This window comes from Halomonas borealis (genome assembly GCF_004798905.1).
Classification (GTDB): Bacteria; Pseudomonadota; Gammaproteobacteria; order Pseudomonadales; family Halomonadaceae; genus Halomonas; species Halomonas borealis.
The window spans coordinates 85,024-99,645 of the sequence record NZ_SDMO01000006.1 but is presented as its reverse complement, the minus strand read 5'-3'; the positions used below and the strand labels follow the sequence as shown (position 1 = coordinate 99,645).

At 64.8% G+C, this 14,622-nt stretch carries 25 protein-coding genes; 9 read left to right on the top strand and 16 right to left on the bottom strand.

Features of this window, described 5'->3' with window-relative positions:
• Nucleotides 1-21: 21 nt before the first annotated feature.
• The 16 genes from ETC07_RS07975 to ETC07_RS15780 form a co-directional block, all read right to left on the bottom strand.
• Nucleotides 22-540 carry a hypothetical protein gene (locus ETC07_RS07975; RefSeq protein ID WP_136247973.1) on the bottom strand — a complete coding sequence of 173 codons (519 nt, stop codon included), beginning with the start codon at nucleotides 538-540 and terminating at the stop codon, nucleotides 22-24.
• A complete protein-coding gene (locus ETC07_RS07970) occupies nucleotides 537-1,364 on the bottom strand; it encodes a hypothetical protein (RefSeq protein ID WP_136247972.1) in 828 nt (275 codons plus the stop codon). The genes ETC07_RS07975 and ETC07_RS07970 overlap by 4 nt, the downstream gene beginning before the upstream one ends.
• Nucleotides 1,365-1,366: 2 nt before the next feature.
• Nucleotides 1,367-1,594, bottom strand: a complete 228-nt coding sequence (locus ETC07_RS07965; protein WP_136247971.1) for a hypothetical protein — start codon at nucleotides 1,592-1,594, stop codon at nucleotides 1,367-1,369.
• 260 nt (nucleotides 1,595-1,854) lie between these two features.
• Nucleotides 1,855-2,460: an HNH endonuclease signature motif containing protein gene (locus ETC07_RS07955; RefSeq protein ID WP_136247970.1), complete on the bottom strand. Its 606-nt coding sequence runs from the start codon at nucleotides 2,458-2,460 to the stop codon at nucleotides 1,855-1,857.
• Entirely contained in the window at nucleotides 2,447-2,875 is a 429-nt protein-coding gene (locus tag ETC07_RS07950) for a hypothetical protein (RefSeq protein WP_136247969.1), read from the bottom strand. The genes ETC07_RS07955 and ETC07_RS07950 overlap by 14 nt, the downstream gene beginning before the upstream one ends.
• A gap of 234 nt (nucleotides 2,876-3,109) precedes the next feature.
• A complete protein-coding gene (locus tag ETC07_RS07945; protein ID WP_136247968.1) occupies nucleotides 3,110-4,045 on the bottom strand; it encodes a recombination-associated protein RdgC in 936 nt (311 codons plus the stop codon).
• A gap of 1 nt (nucleotide 4,046) precedes the next feature.
• Entirely contained in the window at nucleotides 4,047-4,229 is a 183-nt protein-coding gene (locus tag ETC07_RS07940) for a hypothetical protein (RefSeq protein ID WP_168709202.1), read from the bottom strand.
• Nucleotides 4,230-4,403: 174 nt separating this feature from the next.
• Complete coding sequence (locus ETC07_RS07935) at nucleotides 4,404-4,676, bottom strand: hypothetical protein (RefSeq protein WP_136247966.1); 273 nt, start codon at nucleotides 4,674-4,676, stop codon at nucleotides 4,404-4,406.
• A gap of 62 nt (nucleotides 4,677-4,738) precedes the next feature.
• Complete coding sequence (locus ETC07_RS07930; protein ID WP_136247965.1) at nucleotides 4,739-5,041, bottom strand: hypothetical protein; 303 nt, start codon at nucleotides 5,039-5,041, stop codon at nucleotides 4,739-4,741.
• Nucleotides 5,032-5,397 (bottom strand): hypothetical protein, encoded by a 366-nt coding sequence (locus ETC07_RS07925; protein WP_136247964.1) that lies wholly within the window; start codon nucleotides 5,395-5,397, stop codon nucleotides 5,032-5,034. Before ETC07_RS07925 ends, ETC07_RS07930 begins: the two co-directional genes overlap by 10 nt.
• A complete protein-coding gene (locus ETC07_RS07920) occupies nucleotides 5,394-5,798 on the bottom strand; it encodes a LuxR C-terminal-related transcriptional regulator (RefSeq protein WP_168709201.1) in 405 nt (134 codons plus the stop codon). The genes ETC07_RS07925 and ETC07_RS07920 overlap by 4 nt, the downstream gene beginning before the upstream one ends.
• A 367-nt stretch (nucleotides 5,799-6,165) precedes the next feature.
• Complete coding sequence (locus ETC07_RS15665) at nucleotides 6,166-6,312, bottom strand: hypothetical protein (RefSeq protein ID WP_168709200.1); 147 nt, start codon at nucleotides 6,310-6,312, stop codon at nucleotides 6,166-6,168.
• A gap of 687 nt (nucleotides 6,313-6,999) precedes the next feature.
• Nucleotides 7,000-7,230: a CCDC90 family protein gene (locus ETC07_RS07915; protein WP_136247962.1), complete on the bottom strand. Its 231-nt coding sequence runs from the start codon at nucleotides 7,228-7,230 to the stop codon at nucleotides 7,000-7,002.
• A gap of 463 nt (nucleotides 7,231-7,693) precedes the next feature.
• Nucleotides 7,694-8,542, bottom strand: coding sequence for a hypothetical protein (locus tag ETC07_RS07910; protein WP_136247961.1), 849 nt, complete (start codon nucleotides 8,540-8,542; stop codon nucleotides 7,694-7,696).
• 11 nt (nucleotides 8,543-8,553) lie between these two features.
• On the bottom strand, nucleotides 8,554-9,363 hold the full coding sequence (locus tag ETC07_RS07905; protein WP_136247960.1) for a HipA family kinase: 810 nt from the start codon (nucleotides 9,361-9,363) through the stop codon (nucleotides 8,554-8,556).
• A gap of 19 nt (nucleotides 9,364-9,382) precedes the next feature.
• Nucleotides 9,383-10,162 carry a helix-turn-helix domain-containing protein gene (locus ETC07_RS15780; protein WP_205742521.1) on the bottom strand — a complete coding sequence of 260 codons (780 nt, stop codon included), beginning with the start codon at nucleotides 10,160-10,162 and terminating at the stop codon, nucleotides 9,383-9,385.
• Nucleotides 10,163-10,263: 101 nt separating this feature from the next.
• Here ETC07_RS15780 and ETC07_RS07890 point away from each other — a divergent pair, with 101 nt between their 5' ends.
• From ETC07_RS07890 to ETC07_RS07850, 9 genes are read left to right on the top strand one after another with little or no spacing between them, the layout of a single operon-like run.
• Entirely contained in the window at nucleotides 10,264-10,563 is a 300-nt protein-coding gene (locus ETC07_RS07890; protein ID WP_136247957.1) for a hypothetical protein, read from the top strand.
• Nucleotides 10,564-10,609: 46 nt separating this feature from the next.
• Complete coding sequence (locus tag ETC07_RS15660; RefSeq protein ID WP_168709199.1) at nucleotides 10,610-11,788, top strand: phage replication protein O; 1,179 nt, start codon at nucleotides 10,610-10,612, stop codon at nucleotides 11,786-11,788.
• Nucleotides 11,775-12,419 (top strand): replication protein P, encoded by a 645-nt coding sequence (locus ETC07_RS07880; protein WP_168709198.1) that lies wholly within the window; start codon nucleotides 11,775-11,777, stop codon nucleotides 12,417-12,419. Before ETC07_RS15660 ends, ETC07_RS07880 begins: the two co-directional genes overlap by 14 nt.
• 2 nt (nucleotides 12,420-12,421) lie before the next feature.
• On the top strand, nucleotides 12,422-12,760 hold the full coding sequence (locus ETC07_RS07875) for a hypothetical protein (protein WP_136247955.1): 339 nt from the start codon (nucleotides 12,422-12,424) through the stop codon (nucleotides 12,758-12,760).
• Nucleotides 12,753-13,076, top strand: coding sequence for a hypothetical protein (locus ETC07_RS07870; protein WP_136247954.1), 324 nt, complete (start codon nucleotides 12,753-12,755; stop codon nucleotides 13,074-13,076). Before ETC07_RS07875 ends, ETC07_RS07870 begins: the two co-directional genes overlap by 8 nt.
• Nucleotides 13,060-13,791: a dATP/dGTP diphosphohydrolase domain-containing protein gene (locus ETC07_RS15775; RefSeq protein ID WP_205742520.1), complete on the top strand. Its 732-nt coding sequence runs from the start codon at nucleotides 13,060-13,062 to the stop codon at nucleotides 13,789-13,791. Before ETC07_RS07870 ends, ETC07_RS15775 begins: the two co-directional genes overlap by 17 nt.
• Nucleotides 13,788-13,991 carry a hypothetical protein gene (locus ETC07_RS07860; protein WP_136247953.1) on the top strand — a complete coding sequence of 68 codons (204 nt, stop codon included), beginning with the start codon at nucleotides 13,788-13,790 and terminating at the stop codon, nucleotides 13,989-13,991. Before ETC07_RS15775 ends, ETC07_RS07860 begins: the two co-directional genes overlap by 4 nt.
• Nucleotides 13,988-14,317: a hypothetical protein gene (locus tag ETC07_RS07855; RefSeq protein WP_136247952.1), complete on the top strand. Its 330-nt coding sequence runs from the start codon at nucleotides 13,988-13,990 to the stop codon at nucleotides 14,315-14,317. The genes ETC07_RS07860 and ETC07_RS07855 overlap by 4 nt, the downstream gene beginning before the upstream one ends.
• Entirely contained in the window at nucleotides 14,314-14,604 is a 291-nt protein-coding gene (locus ETC07_RS07850) for a hypothetical protein (protein WP_136247951.1), read from the top strand. The genes ETC07_RS07855 and ETC07_RS07850 overlap by 4 nt, the downstream gene beginning before the upstream one ends.
• Nucleotides 14,605-14,622 lie beyond the last annotated feature (18 nt).

Sequence of the window (14,622 nt, the reverse complement as noted above, 5' to 3'; positions counted from 1 at the left end):
CCGGTGTGAGCAAAGCCATCATCAGTCTCCTGTGTGCCGGCGTCCGCCGTGGCCACGGCCACCGCCTTCTCGCCATTCCTGTTCGCGCTGGACCCAGTCCGGCGGCTCTTTCCCTTTCTTCGCATTCCTTGCTTGCAACGCTTCCTGTATCTCGGGGAGCGCAAGCACCTGATCCCGCTGCTCGATGATCCGCTGCTGGCGCTGTATGACGCCCAGGGCGACCTCGGCCACATGCCAGCAGTCTTCAGGGCGTTTACCGTTCTGCATCACTTTGCCCAGCCCGTAGCACCCGCCGCAGGGGTTGGCCTTGTTGCCCTTGATGGCGTCGGTGCCGGTGCCCAGGCATAGGGTGCAGTCGTCGGCGGCGATCGGCTTCCAGTGCTGCTCCCAGTCCTTCGCCGTGGTGGCGGTCTCGATCTCGCGATCCAGGTCGCGGTAGATGACGATCATCTGCGCCTCGAGGGCGGTGTCGCCGTTGTAGTGCGCGACCATCGCGAACCGGCCGCCATGCTGCCGGTGGGTGTGGGTGGGCTGGGTCATGTCTCTCCCCCGTTCATGCCGGCCTGCTCGGCTTGGCGGCGGTAGTCGGCGACGCGGGCGCGCAGCTCGTCTCGGGTGGCGTCTAAGGCCCCTCGATCGCTGCCAACCTCTCGATCCATGTACTCAAGGGCCTCCAGCGCCTCCTGCATCCCGTAACACTCCTTCTCGGCATCCCGGCGGGCGAGGGAGGTGGTGGGCGTTCCGTCAACGATCACGTCCCATGTGGACATCGCAGCGCTCGTCTCGGGGTCTCGCTCTGTGAGCGACCACTGCTGAAGCTCGCGATGGAGGTATCTGCCACCGCGAATTAGCCGCTCCACATGCGCCGCCAGGGCATCGCGCTCTTCCTCGGCCGTGTCCCGCTCAGCGAGGGCGTTGTCTCTGGCGCTCGCGGCATTAGAGGCTTGCCGACGGAGGTCGCGGCTTTCGGCGCGGTAGCGGTCGCGCAGCCGCTCGGCCCCATCGCATCGCGCCGCCAGGGCCTGCTCAAGGGCGAGGGACCCGCGCAGCCGTTCGATCAGGGCGATAACGGCGTCGGGATCGCCGGCGGCGATGTACTGCATATTGTGGTGTCGCTGTTCCTCGTCACCGTGGCCGGTGTAGTCGTCACCGCATACGTCCAGCCGGTAAGCCATGTCGGGCGACCCCGGCGCTTCCACAAAACAGTCGCCGCCCATCTCGCGGACATGCCACGGCCCCACGCTGGCCATGCGGGCCAGCTTCTCCAGCTTGTCGAGGGTGATGCCGGAGCTCAGTTCGCCAGTATGTGCACCATGCTGCTCACCATCGCTGGCTGGCTGTACGGTATTTTGCTTAGTTGTCATGTTCACCACCATTTCATGTCGGGCTGGGCCGGCTGCTGCCGGGTGTTGCCTTGCGGTCGGTCGTGCCAGTAGATCGCCAGCAGAAGGTCGTCGAGCTTGCGCCGGGCGGCCCGGGTTAGCAGGTGTATTTCGCCGGCCTGCTGGGCGGCTGGATCGTCCTGGAGCTGGCGCACCTGCTCGGCGAGCTCGGCGCGGGTGTAGCGCTCGTGAAGGCGTAGCGCTCGGCTCATGCCACGGCCCTCTCGGTTGCTGCGCCGGCATAAAGCGGCTCCATGCTCACTCGTCACCTCCTATGCGCTTCGCGCCGTCGTGGGGCAGGAAGTCGCTACCCTGTTCCCGCCCGGTCACCTTGAGGTAGTCGACCTCGACCTTGGCGCTGTCGATCAGGCTGCCGGCGACGCCGCTGATGGCGCGGGCGCGAAAAAAAAATCGTCGCCTAGCCGCTCGAGTTCGGCGAACAGGTGGTTGCGCAGGTCGTGGATTTTGTTCCTCATGAGCGGGCTCTCCGGTTGATCTTGCGGGTGAGTGAGCCGCGGAGCCGACAGAGGTCAGATAGCTCCGGCGGCAGGCGGTGAATGCTGTTACGGCGCATGTTCTCGGCCGTGGTGATGCACATCAGGTTTTCGGGTGTGACGTTGGCCTTGTCACCGTCACGGAAGGCCACGATGTGGCCCTCGGGTACCGGTCGGCCGTTGTGCTCCTCCCACACCAGGTGGTGCACCATGCGCCAATCGCGGGGTGGGTAACCGGTGTCGGTCACCTTGCGCTGGCGGTAGCCGTCCTTTGCCAGTCGCTCACTGCCCAGCGGGACCCAGTTGTGGGATTTCTGCCCTTTCTTGAAGTGGGTGTCCTCGCTGCCGAGCTTCAGACCGGTCAGCCCCTTGCACCACGGCTGGTTACCGGGCGGGAATTGCCCCGGGCCCGTGGCCATATAGGCCTCTGATTTCCTGAGCCCTAGCGCCAGGGCTTTCTGCTGCACATTCCTCGGGCGGCGACCGAAGATCTTGCCCAGGGTGGCGTTGCTGTCGTTCGGGTAGAGCTGGTGCAACAGGCGCTCGTCGGTGTCGCTCCACGGCTTGCCGTCATTTCTCGGCATGGCTGACCTCCCGGGCGGGGCGCTGACGGCTGTGGGAATGGCGCCGCTTGCGGGCGGCATCGATGCGGCCGATCGTCATGCGCGGCCATGACTGCCACAGCTCTTCGCCCAGGGCGTTGCGGAGCGCCTTGATCTCGATGCCGATGTCGTGGGCGAGGGTTCTGCGTGACAAACGCCGCTCGCGGTACCAGAGGGCGATCCGCGCGAGGGTGCGCCCGTGCTGGCGCTCGAAGCGCGTGATGCGCGCTTGGCTGCGGCGATTGGGGTGCACCAAGCCCCGCAGGGCGGCGCGAGTCTTCACGGCATAGATGCTGTGCCCGGTGCGTTGGGCGATGACGCCCAGCGCCACGCCATCGGGATAGTCCCGGTCCAAGATGGCGAGCTGGCGCGTGGTCCATTCCTTCCAGGTGCGCATTACGACCTCCTCGTGTTGCCAAGCCAGTGGTCAAGAAACCCTTGATGACTGCCTCACCACTGCCCTGAAAAAGCCCGACCCGTAGGCCGGGAAACGCAGGGAACAGTTGGGGTGCTGGCGCCCGAGCGATGGGGGAACTCGTCGCCAGCTGCCGGCGTTTTGCTCGCGATCCCCGTGGCACTGGCCGGCGATGCCTGGGGCGAGACCCTGGTGTGACCAGGGCGATCGTCGATGTCAGGCGGGGTGAGGCGTGGTGGCGCCGGCCTGAGCCTCGCCACCCAGCCACCCGATCAGCCGGTTGATGCTGTCGGCCAGGGCTTGAGCCATCAGCAGGAAGTCGGTCTCAAGGCGCACGATGGCGTCGTCGCCGTCGTCGGTCTGGCTGGCCTCGTCGATCAGCGCGTCGTCGAAGCGCAGCGACTTGATCGCGAGGTCGTCGTGGAGCACGAACCGGACGAGACCCTCGATGCCGACGGCGAGCTTGCTGGCCTGGCGGCCTGATTCGAGCAGCTGCTGCATCTCGTCGCTGTCGAGATCCACCTGCCGGCCGCGCACCACGCCGTCGTCACCCTTGGCCTTGAGCTCGACCTGATCACCGAGCACCAGGTCGGTGGGCCGTGAAGCGGGCTCGCCGAGCCAGGTGGTCATGGCGCGCATCGGCAGGGTCTGGGTGGCCAGCGGCGTGACCTTGAGTGAGCCCAGGGTCTCGCGCAGCAGGTCGAGCAGCTCCTCGGCGCGCTTGCGGCTGCCGGTGTTGATGCCGATCAGGCCGCGGCGGGTATCCCACCACAGGTCGATCTTCTGGCTGCGCACGAAGGCCTGGGGCAGCAGTTCCTCATAGGCCTGCTCCTTGATCGCAAGCCTCTCCTGCCGGGGCAGCTTGCGGCTCTCGGCGGTCTCGATGGCCTCGACACGTTCGTCGACTTCTTCGCGGACCACACCGCTTGGCAGGATGCGTTCCTGACGCAGGGCGCTGATCAGTCGGTGGCCTTGGAGTTCGTGGCACAGCAGGGTGCTGGCGCGGCCGGCGGGCGAGCACCACCCCAAGCGGCGGGCCTCACTACCGCCGAGCGGGCGGAAGGCCTGTTCGCCCAGGGCGGCCTCGAGGGTGGCGGCGTCCAGATCGGGCGCGTCGTGCAGGCGGTAGAGGTGCAGGTTTTTGAACCACATGTCAGGGCTCCTGGCGGCTTTTCAGTTGTTTTCCGTCGACGACAATGTTGCTGATACCGATGGCATTGACCTCGTCATGGGTAAGGCTCTCGCCCATCCAGCCGTTTACGTCAGGCTCGATGACCAGCTTGACGATCAGGCTGCCGGGACGGCCGATCACCGCCTCGCCGGCCTTGGGATACATGCGGCCGTCATCGCCATGGAGCTGGCCGGCGACATCTTCGCCATAGGCATTAGCCGTGGCGGCGGCCTCGATAATCGGAGCGACCAAGGTGGTGAATGCTTGCTGAACGGCCTGTTTATCGAGCCAAACCGAGATCGCGTCGATGCTGTGTTTTGGGGGTGGTAGGGCGGTGATTCATGCCTGCACCTCCGCTTCATCGACCTCGGCCATCAGGGCGCGAGCCAGCGCCGTGGTCGGCTTCACCGCCAGCATCACGATCTCGGAGTCTTCGTTGCTCCAGCGGTCCAGCTCGGTGAAGCCTTCGGGCACGCTGAACGGCAGCGCATCCATGTAGGCTTCGATGTCCGCCAGGAAGCGTTCGCTCTCTTCCGGCTGCTCATCGGGATCGGGCTCCTCGGCGATCTCGACGTGAACCTCGAACCCCATCGGCTCGAAGATGAACTTCACGGGCCGCTCCTCGAGGAGCGGGTGGTTTGTCAGCTGGTCTATCAGTCGCATTTCGGCTCTCCTCAGAACTGCGCCAGCTGGCGCTCGTGGGTCGGGGCGTCCGGGCGCAGGCGGGCAGGACACTGTTCGTCGGCGATGTCGCGATAGTCGGGTTGTCCGGCGCGTCGGTTAAGCGGGATGCCGCGCTCGACCTCGGCCTGCCACAGCGCCACGTCGTCGCAGTACTGGCGGTGCGCGGCGTTGGCGACCTGGGTGTCCATCCGGGTGATCGCGGCGATGGCGAGCAGCAGGGCGGCGCCCACTACCAGCCCGGTGAACGCGGCGACGAGCCCCATGGCGCGGCGGTCGTTGGGTGTCATGCGCATGGCGCGGCGTCCTCGAGCAGTTGGTGCAGGGCCGCGGCGATGTCGCCGAGGCGCTGGATGCAGGCGTGGCGCTGGGCGTCGTCGGCGTGGCGGTTGGGCAGGTAGATCAGGTCGCGAAGGCCGCTGCCGTCGGTCCACTCGGCCGCCTCGGCCTTGGTGCCGATCACCAGGGCGTGGCCGCCGGGGGCAGCGCGGTTGCGTTCGTAGCTGACGTGAACGTCGTGGCCGCCGGCGAGGTTGATGGCCATGGCGATCTCGTGGATCTGCATCAGCGGCGCGGCGATGCCGATGTGAATGCCGTGGCGCTGGAAGACGTGGGCGATTCGCTGGGCGCCCTGGGCGGGTGTGCTCATCATGCGGCCAGCTCCCCGAGGTCGAGGCCGCGGCCGCCTGAGCTGGCGCGGGCGGTGACGGTGGTCTGCTGACGGGTGCGCACCGGGGTTCGGGCACGCAGCGATTGGCCGTGGAGGTCGGCGCACATCAGCAGGATGGCGAGCGGGGCGATCCACGTGCGACGCAGGCCCTTCACGATGGCGTCGGCGGCGCGGATGGCGTGGAGCCGGTAGTAGAGCGCCTCGGCGGTGCTCTTCACGGTGGCCGGGCTGATACCGCGTGCCTTGGCGATCTCTTTCTGCGTCATGCCGGCGGCCAGGCCGGCGAGCACCATCACCTGCTTGGCGGTGGGCAGGTTGCTACCACGCGGGCCGTAGTGGCAGCGGAATCCGGCGAATTCGAGAGTCTGCGGTGTGTGTGCCATGAGAGGTTCCCCATCCGTGCTGTGATCTTGTGAACACAATATGTACCAAGGGTACATATTAGGTCAAGTACCATAAGTTCACTTTTATCGGGCAGGCACAAAAACTCGCCTCGGTGGGCGGAGGATGACAGCGGCTGTGGGCGATGTCTGATACGTGACGAGGTGTTTCGGCTACGGCGGGATGGTGGGGCGTGGGACATGCTGGGGGTGTGACGCACGCCGCATGCGACCCGAGGGCCGCCCTGGAATCAACGCCGCGTCATGAGGCAAGTGCCCCGGCCATGGATGGCTGGGGCGCTTTTGTGTGAGGTGGGCACAAAAAACCCGCCTCGGAAGGCGGGTTACTGTGCTCGTGCGTCAGTCAGGATTACGAATCGTCATCGAGGACGAGATCCTGCTGCTTCTTGCTTTGGGCCTCATCCTGTTTCTTCAGGGTGTCTGCCTTCATCTGCCATTCCCGCATGGTGCGGCCTGCTTCGCTCGCCTTACGACGAGCCTCTTCGTACTTGCTCATTGTTGTCACCTGTCTGGAGAGGCAACGATGAGGAAGCGCTGTTGATATGGTGCGAAATCTGTGATCCGCTACGGCTAACCCAACTGACGAACGTGCGAAAACGTGTCAGATTGTGGTTTACAGCCAAACCTCCCGGCACTAGAGTTACACACGAAGGTAATACCCCCTCAAAACGCAACGGAGCATGTGGCGCGCCAACGCCTTTGCATGCCCGCTTGGTTGTGTCTTGAGATACCTTTCCCATTAGCGATTCCTATCGTTGGTGATCGACAAAGGCTCTCCGAGAGGAGGGCCTTTTTCTTTTTGCTGGATACATGAACCTGTGGTTCAGGCAGCCAACGGGCACAAGATAGTGTGCTTTTTGCCGCTCATCAAGTGGATAACCTGTGGATGAGTTGTGGCCTTTGAGGCGATCTGTCCCGAAAGTTCCTGAACCGTTCCAATCGGTTAGCGAAGGAGTATCTACCTAGAAGTTCTTCGCTTGAGCGGTCGAGAGAGGAGGTGGGAAGTCACGCTCCATCACGAAGGATTAGGCGGTTGAAAACACTGCCTTTTTAATTCAGCAGAGAGTTATTTTCTAAAGCATCGCCAAGCGCCTGGAGTCATCAGTAGGCTTGGCATATGCCACATGAAAAACCCGCCACGGTGGGCGGGTTCTTGGTCTACGCAGTTGAAAGCGAGTTTTCTTCAGGTAGGAAGGAACCGCATGATGGCGAAGACGAGGCCACCTGCTGCCAAGATCGTTCCCACGCTCCACTTGATGATGCGGGTTTCGGTATGGGCAAGCTCGGTTTTCGTGGCGAAGTTGTCCAGCTTGGTATTCATGGCCTCGAACTGACCTTCCATCCGTGCCAGTGTTGACTTGATGTCGCTGACATCGCGCTCAAGATGTTCCACACGTGATTCTAGGCCGCTCATGGGGGGCTCTCCTCCTCCGCTGCCATCACCACCGTAGGGGGTCTTGGGTGGAGGGCCGCTGTAGGTTTCGCCTACGACTCTAAGACGATTCATTGTCGGGGGCCTTCTTGCGTTGATCAAGTACCCAGTCCAAGACCATGCTGGCATCGAAATGCCAGACATAGGCGCAGTGTTTGCATATTGCTGTGCAATATCCTTTGGCACCATACCCTGAAGGCTGAGCGATCGGCGCAGTGGAAAGGTGTACCACTCCATCTGCCGAATCTGCTGCCATTATGGGCGGATCCAGAGTGCCGCAAGCAGGGCATTTCGCATTTTGGCAATGAACGGCAAGGTAGTTGGCGAACTCATGCCCCGTCATGTCGAAGCTGTCGGGGTCGCGTTTCACTTGCGTCTCGCCTCCCGAGTCTCTAGTGCTCATTATGGAATCAACCTTGAAGAGACGAAATAGTAGCAGAATGCTTCAAACGTCGGCGAGGATCATCCTGGCGAACGGCTGGGCGGCGTCGGCCATGGCCCGCCGGCCGTCGGTGGGCTCGAAGCGTACCTCCAGCCGCTTGGCGTCGACGGCGAGCTCGTCGAGATAGCTGTCCAGTAGATCCTGCTGGCGCTCGTCGAGCTGATGGCTCGGCACCCAGATGCCCATGACCAGCGACTTGAGCTGGTGGCTGAACTGGGGCGCATGGTCGCGCAGGGCGGCGAGCTGATTCAGCTTGCGAATAGCCGCATCACGCTGCTGGGAGTGGCCGGTGCCGGTAGCATCCATTATCGCCAGGTTCATGGCCAGGTGGTCGCCGATGTAGCTGTACTGGGTCTTCGTGTTCTTGAATACGGACATCCCGCGGTTGAAACGCGGGCCGTAGCCTTCGCGGGTGGCCGTTACGATGTCCTTGATCTGCTTCTGGAAACGAACGAGTTGGCGCTGGCCGGGCTGGTTCTCGCGCCGGTTCCGCGTCTTGGCACTGAACAGCGAGGTGTGACGCAGAGCCGAGGCGGTGATCTTCTCCACGCTGGTGTTGTGCGTGGTGACGGCCTGACCGGTGTAGATGCCTTCGAAGATCGGGCGCCACTCTTCCAGCCGGCCACCGGTGGCCAGATGCCCCTGGAGGTTGGCGACGACCTGATCGGCCAGCGCGAGGAACTGCGCGCCAAAGCGGCCGAACGCGCATTCCAGCGGCTCGAGATCGATAGCCCGTACCACCTGGTACCCGCCATCCTCCATCACTATCGCCACGGCGATGGTGATGCGCTCCCCCGAGAAGGTGATCGGCTCGGCCTGCACCGCCATCCAGCGCGCCTTCACGGCTGGCATGGCGATGCGGCTCAGGGTGTCTGCGGAGGGGGCAGGTGGAGCTGGTCGAGTTGCAGTCGGCTGCATATCAGTTCGACGGTCCTGAAGGTGCGTTGGCGCAGGAATGCGATGATGTCGGCCGCGTCGATGGCGCTGTCGATGCGTTGATAATGACCGTCACGGTCCAGTTCCTCAAGCGACACCTTGGCGCAATCCCGGCAGAGTTCCTGGGTGCGGTGTTCCATCTCCCGCCGGCCAGGCTCTGACCAGCCCTTAGCGGCATCATCGGCAAGATGGTTGGTGACGGATACCGTGGGATCGTCCAGCCCGAACAGGGGCCATAGCTCACCGGTGAGCGCTCGGCCGTGGTCGATCAGCCAGGCACGGCGGTTGGCTGGAGTGAAGACGATGTTGCCCAGGTTGCGGTCGTCGTTGGCGATCAACTCATCGAAGGCCGCCGCGCCGCTGTAGTCGAAACCGCCCTCGAGATCCTGCAGGTAGCTCACGGCATTGGCCACCTCGCGGTTCAGCAGACGCTCCAGGCTGTAGCTCTCGTTGCCGGCCTGGCGACTGGCAAAGGCGTACATCAGTCCGTGTCCGGCGAATCCGGTTTCGAAGCGCTCCTCGAGTAATGCGGTATCGACGATGGTGAGGTAGGGCGTGGGGACCGGAAGCCCCAGCGCGCGGCCGAGCTGCGCCGCAGCCAGCTCGGAGACCAGCTGATAGGAGCGGTCGGAGAGCTTCACGTAGCCGGTTACGGTGTTGCCGGACTCGGTGATCAGCTCGGCCTTGTAGGTCTCGTTGTCGCGGCCTTCGCCCACCGTACCCAGGGCGGTGGTCATGCGGGCGAGCTCGATCGACTCAAGAGGGGTTGTCGTTGTGCTCAAAGCGGGCGGCGATCCTTTCCAGTAGTTCCATGTCCTTCTCCGAGATCTTTCCTTCCTCTGCTGCCTTGGCGATGCGAAAAATGGCGGATCTCGAGCGGGGGGTTATCGCACCCTTGAGACGCATCAAAGAGTCGAGCAATCCGCTGCCCGGCGCTTGATTGTCTTGCCACTGTTCACGCACTCGATCGTCAGAGCCATCGCTAGAATGCGCATCTGAGGAAGACTCCATGGGGCCGTGCCCGTAAATCAGCCATTCCTCTCGGACACCGAGACGCTCTGCAATCTTGACTAGGTTGTCGTGCCCGGGGCGAGTTTCGCCGTTGAGCCACTTGCTGGCAGCCTTGGGTGTGACGCCTGTGATGGATTTCAGGAACGCGCCTTCGCCGCGCCCGCTGCGGCCGGTTTGGCGCAGTGCAGTCTTGAGGCGAGCGACGAATTCAGCTCTTGAGTCGGTGTCGTGAACCATGGGTTCAATGATCTCAATCCTTGATTGTACTTTCAGTACCCATCTATTATGTACCCAAAGTACATTATAGAGAGGTTCAGCCCCATGAGCGCTTTGCGCCAAGCCATCGACAAGCTGGGCGGCGTCACCGAATGCGCCCGCATCTGCGGCATCAGCACCCGCGGTATCTACAAGTGGCTCCACCGGGGCTTCCTTCCTCGCACCGAATTTACTGGTGAAACCCAGCATGCCCGTCGTATGGCCGCGGCCAGTGGCGGCGCCTTCACCGAGGCCTGGCTGCTGGAGCATGCCGGCCCTCGCTCTACCCCAAAGCTTACCCCCGGCCGGGACACTTCGGCGACCGCCTGACCGGGGTGGACACGCATACAGGGACAGGACGAGGGGACGAGATGACTACCGCACTGATACGGCCGAGCTACGCCGACTACGCCCGCACTGATTTGGTCCTTGAGGTCGCCCGTCTGGGGCTGGCCGTCGAGGGAGCAGCTCACCATGCCGGCCCGGTTGAAGAGGCCGCCACCCGGGCTCGCTTCCATCATGCCATGGCCATGCTGCTGGCGCTGGTGGAAGCCGAGCAGGAAGACGTCACAGACCGGGACCGGGTCGTGGCGCAGTGGGTCCGCCATGAGCAGCTGGTGGAGGACTACCTGGCCGAGCTGGCGAAGCTGGAGGGCGATCATGCCGGCTGATGTTCTCTCTTTCCCTTACCAGGCTAGGCCCCGGAGGTCGCAGCAGGTGACGTCGTGGAATGCCGATGAGGACGAATCCCTCGATGCGCTGCCGCAGGAATGCCAGGTGATCTACCTGCGCGTGATGCGGCGCCACATGGACTATGCCACCGGCATCGTCGGTCGTGCGCGCAAGATCGACTATCGGCAGATCCAGGAGCGCTTGGAGTACCGCCCACCGGCTGGCAGTCGCGAGGAAGCGGTGACGTACTCCCGTGACCAGATCAAACGTCTGATCCAGCGCCTGGTGGCCGCCGGCCTGCTGATGCGGCTGCACGACACCTCTCGCGGTGTGGCGCCGATGGAATTCTACCTGCCGTTGGCCGATGCCGACGGTGTGCCGGAGGAGGTGGCTGCCATGCAGGGTGCAGAAAATCCGCAGGGGGGTGAAGAAAATAGCCCGCCACGGAAGAAGCCGCATGGTGACGGGGCTCGCGCCGGTCAGCCCGCCACGCAGGGTGCAGAAAATCCGCAGGGGGTGCGCCATGGGAGCGCCACGGGAGGTGCGCCACGGCAAAACCCGCGTTCTAGAGCCTCTGACGCAGGACAGTCCGCCACATGTCCGCCACGGGAGGTGCGCCACCCTTCCGGTACCTCCGGTGTAGGTACTGACGTACCTACGAGGAAAGACGCGCGAGAGGGCTCTGACACTCAGGCAACCGTGGAAGATTCTTCCAGCGTTGCTTCCACCCAGCCCCCCACGTTGAAGCACCGCCCCGATGCCGCGATCCAGAACCGCAGCGGCTCGCAATGGGGCACCGCCGAGGACCTGGAACTGGCCGAGTGGATGGCTGCCCGGGTCGACGACCTGCCTGGCGGCGCCGAGAGCCGCTCGATGGCTGCTTGGGCTGACCAGATCCGTCTGATGCGCGAACGCGATGGCCGGGAGCTGCGCCACATCCGGGCGCTGTTCGCCTGGGCCAACGCCGATGACTTCTGGCAGGCCAACATCCGCTCACCCCGCAAGCTACGCGCCCAGTGGAAGCCGCTGGCGATCAAACGCAACCAGGAACGTGAACGCGCCAAGGCGCAGGAGGCTCGTCATGCCCAACAGTCAAACGGCCGCCCAGGTGCTGGCCACCGCCGTATGTCCGCACAGGAAGCGCGTGCTCAAGCCCGAGCACAGCAGTCAGGTGGATCCGGCAACGTCATCGACGGCGAATACACCCCGCGTGACGGAGAGTGAGATCGACCACGTGTTCAACGCGTTGACCGAGCTCTATGGCTACAAGTTCAGCAGCCAGTGGGGCGCCTACGACGAGGGTGAGCGCTGGCTGGCCGAGCTGGCCCACCTGAGCGTTCGCCACCTGGAGCTGGGCATCGGCCGTCTGCGCCAGCAGGTGCGCGAGGCGGCCCGGGCCGGCGACGAGGCTTGGCCGCCACAGCCGGTGGCGTTCGCCGCGCTGTGCGAGCCCCGCCCCGAGGATGTCGGCCTGCCGGCCGTGGCCGAGGCTTGGCGTGAGGCCACGGCGAACGCGCACGATCCGCGCCAGCACCGCTGGAGCCACGAGGCGGTGCATATGGCCGGCAGTGCCGTGGGCTGGTGGGAACTGACACACGTGCTGCCGAGCCGGGTGGACCGCCTGGAGCGCCGCTTCGGTCGTGAGTACCAGGCCCTGATCAATCGGGTGATGGCCGGCGAGGACCTGACGCCGCGCCACCTACTCGAGCACGACGGCCAGCGCACCCGCGCCGAGATCGCCGAGCGTGCTGGGCGCGAGGCCGCGCAGCAGCAGGCGGAGGCCGATGGCCTGCCGCATGCCATGAACGCCGACCAGGGGCTCAAGTCCCTGCGGGCAGCACTGGGGAGGGCATGACCATGAGCGCATTGATGCAGCCTACCGGCAACGAGGTCTCCCGCGAGGGGCTGGATGATGTCCGCCGCTCTGGGCGGTCCGGGTCTCAGCAGCAGGTGATCCTGCTCCAGCTGTACTGGCTGGCCGAGGACCAGGGTTATACCCGCCATGAGCTGGCCGAGCGCACTGGGCTGGCGCTGTCGAGCGTGTGTGGCCGTTGTTCCGAACTGCTCGACGTCCAGCTTCTCGAGGTAGTGGGCACCCGTGGAACGCCGAGCCGGCAGGTGCTGGCGCTGAGCGAGAACGGTTGTGCCGAGGTGGCCGCCTACGTGAAGAGTCGGGGAGGGCGTGGCGATGAATGATCTGGCCATCACGCTGGACCGCGCGATTCTGCTGACGCTGGCGCGTGCCGGCGGCCCGCACACCGCGCTGACCGTCAACTACCTGTGGCGGCGGCTGACCAATGCCGGCGGCGCCGGGCCGAGCTGGCGCCAGGTGGCCAACACCGTCACCCGGCTGGAGCGGCAGGGCTATATCGAGACCCTGGTCGACGAGCAGGTGAGCGAGGACTGCCACCCGCTGTTCTCGCTCACCGGTGCCGGTCGTGCGCTGGCCCATCAATCCCAACAGCGGCGCCCGATGGGCCTTGAGGAGTTCCGCCATGGCGAACGTGCATAAGGATCAGGAGGGCGAGGTGTTGCTGGCGCTGGTCGATCAGCATAGAGAGAGCCATCGTCCTGTGGCGACCCTGATCGTGCAGGCCGCATTGAATGCGAGCAGTGCCCGTGATCGCGCCATGGTGGTGGTGATCCTGGCGGAGCTGAAGCGCCAGCAGCTGATCGAACAGCATGGCGATGCCTGGGTGCCGACGAGTCAGGCCATCAAGGCGCCGACGCCTCCGGCCACCCGCGATGAGCGGGGCAGCGCCGCCGCCAACGCGCCGGTGCCGTCGGTGCGCCCCCAGCGCCGTGACACCCTGAGCCCCCGCCCTGGGGGTGCGCCCAAGCCGGTGACGAGACCTGGCGCCAGCACGGCGACGCCTGTCGCTGACCCGGCGCCTTCTCGGGAGCCCGCCTCTGGTGATGTGGCGGGGCGCAAGGACGACGGTGAGAAGCCGCGCATGGATCTGTTGTTCATGGACATGCCGCTGGCGCTGGGCGAGGTCGTCGACGTGTTGACCCAGGGCGCTCGCAAGTATGCGGCAGGTAATTGGCAGCAGGTGCCCGATGCCTCGCGCTGTTACCTCGCCGCCACGCTGCGCCATGAGCTGGCATTGGCCCAGGGGCAGCAGCGCGATGCAGAGACGAACTGCCACCACCTCGCGCACAGCATCTGCTGTGATCTATTTCGGCTCGAGCTGGCCTTGCGGGATGGCCAAGGCGGTGCGGCATGAGCGGCTGCAAGCTCTGCGGCTCGGGTAACACCAGCGGATTCGGCCAGAAGGGCCACCCGCACACCTTTTGTCACGCCTGCAAAGGCCACGAATACGAGGGCCAGCTGATCGACGGGGCAACCTGGGAGCGCTGGATGAATGGCGAGATTGAGCGTCCGGCCCGTGAGGATCAATTCGACCTGTTTGGGGAGGGCGCATGAACGCTATCCGTCGAATCTGCGACCGCCTGACCGGGGTGTTGGGTCGCGACTGCCTGGGCAAGCCGCTGCGCAAGGGTGATCGGGTCGAGCCCGGCATCTCGCCGGAAAGGGTCGATGAAGACGCCGCGTGCCCGGGTGTCGTGCTGGGGATGTCGAGCGTTTTTGAGGGTGCCATTCGTGTGGAGAACCCCAACGGGGTCGCCTATGGCAAGCCTCGGCTCTGGCGCAAGCTCGATGAGGGCGACGATGCCGATTGGCACCGGTTGAGCGAGTCCACCGGCTGGATGCCCAGCGCCGTCACCCAGCCTGGCGAGGTGCCGGCATGACGGCCGAGATGAAAGGCGGCCGGCTGGCGCGGGAAGCGGCGATGCTCGGCGAACTTCCGCTGTTTGGCCGCTATCTGGATGCCCGCCGTCGGCGCCAGCATGGCATGACCGAGGCCCAACTGCCGGACGGCACCCACACCTCGACGGATGCCGCCGACGCGATACGCGAGGCCTGCGGGATCGTCAGCCGCGCCGAGATCGATCACGACGAGCAGGCCGCGGCGATGCTCCGTCGGATCGTCGCTGACTTCATGAAGTGGAAGGGAAAAATGGAGCGAGATGCGTAGCGCGAGGGAGGGTGATGG

What these genes read in the sequence shown, in the direction of transcription:
- ETC07_RS15780 (WP_205742521.1), bottom strand. Translation starts at nt 10,162, where the DNA reads ATGCTCCAGCAGCCAGGCCTCGGTGAAGGCGCCGCCACTGGCCGCGGC.
- ETC07_RS07975 (WP_136247973.1), bottom strand. Translation starts at nt 540, where the DNA reads ATGACCCAGCCCACCCACACCCACCGGCAGCATGGCGGCCGGTTCGCG.
- ETC07_RS07920 (WP_168709201.1), bottom strand. Translation starts at nt 5,798, where the DNA reads ATGGCACACACACCGCAGACTCTCGAATTCGCCGGATTCCGCTGCCAC.
- ETC07_RS07915 (WP_136247962.1), bottom strand. Translation starts at nt 7,230, where the DNA reads ATGAGCGGCCTAGAATCACGTGTGGAACATCTTGAGCGCGATGTCAGC.
- ETC07_RS07855 (WP_136247952.1), top strand. Translation starts at nt 13,988, where the DNA reads ATGAACGCTATCCGTCGAATCTGCGACCGCCTGACCGGGGTGTTGGGT.
- ETC07_RS07950 (WP_136247969.1), bottom strand. Translation starts at nt 2,875, where the DNA reads ATGCGCACCTGGAAGGAATGGACCACGCGCCAGCTCGCCATCTTGGAC.
- ETC07_RS07875 (WP_136247955.1), top strand. Translation starts at nt 12,422, where the DNA reads ATGAGCGCATTGATGCAGCCTACCGGCAACGAGGTCTCCCGCGAGGGG.
- ETC07_RS15665 (WP_168709200.1), bottom strand. Translation starts at nt 6,312, where the DNA reads ATGAGCAAGTACGAAGAGGCTCGTCGTAAGGCGAGCGAAGCAGGCCGC.
- ETC07_RS07930 (WP_136247965.1), bottom strand. Translation starts at nt 5,041, where the DNA reads ATGCGCATGACACCCAACGACCGCCGCGCCATGGGGCTCGTCGCCGCG.
- ETC07_RS07910 (WP_136247961.1), bottom strand. Translation starts at nt 8,542, where the DNA reads ATGCCAGCCGTGAAGGCGCGCTGGATGGCGGTGCAGGCCGAGCCGATC.
- ETC07_RS07965 (WP_136247971.1), bottom strand. Translation starts at nt 1,594, where the DNA reads ATGAGCCGAGCGCTACGCCTTCACGAGCGCTACACCCGCGCCGAGCTC.
- ETC07_RS07970 (WP_136247972.1), bottom strand. Translation starts at nt 1,364, where the DNA reads ATGACAACTAAGCAAAATACCGTACAGCCAGCCAGCGATGGTGAGCAG.
- ETC07_RS07890 (WP_136247957.1), top strand. Translation starts at nt 10,264, where the DNA reads ATGACTACCGCACTGATACGGCCGAGCTACGCCGACTACGCCCGCACT.
- ETC07_RS07870 (WP_136247954.1), top strand. Translation starts at nt 12,753, where the DNA reads ATGAATGATCTGGCCATCACGCTGGACCGCGCGATTCTGCTGACGCTG.
- ETC07_RS15775 (WP_205742520.1), top strand. Translation starts at nt 13,060, where the DNA reads ATGGCGAACGTGCATAAGGATCAGGAGGGCGAGGTGTTGCTGGCGCTG.
- ETC07_RS07945 (WP_136247968.1), bottom strand. Translation starts at nt 4,045, where the DNA reads ATGTGGTTCAAAAACCTGCACCTCTACCGCCTGCACGACGCGCCCGAT.
- ETC07_RS07860 (WP_136247953.1), top strand. Translation starts at nt 13,788, where the DNA reads ATGAGCGGCTGCAAGCTCTGCGGCTCGGGTAACACCAGCGGATTCGGC.
- ETC07_RS07955 (WP_136247970.1), bottom strand. Translation starts at nt 2,460, where the DNA reads ATGCCGAGAAATGACGGCAAGCCGTGGAGCGACACCGACGAGCGCCTG.
- ETC07_RS07925 (WP_136247964.1), bottom strand. Translation starts at nt 5,397, where the DNA reads ATGATGAGCACACCCGCCCAGGGCGCCCAGCGAATCGCCCACGTCTTC.
- ETC07_RS07940 (WP_168709202.1), bottom strand. Translation starts at nt 4,229, where the DNA reads ATGTATCCCAAGGCCGGCGAGGCGGTGATCGGCCGTCCCGGCAGCCTG.
- ETC07_RS07850 (WP_136247951.1), top strand. Translation starts at nt 14,314, where the DNA reads ATGACGGCCGAGATGAAAGGCGGCCGGCTGGCGCGGGAAGCGGCGATG.
- ETC07_RS07905 (WP_136247960.1), bottom strand. Translation starts at nt 9,363, where the DNA reads ATGACCACCGCCCTGGGTACGGTGGGCGAAGGCCGCGACAACGAGACC.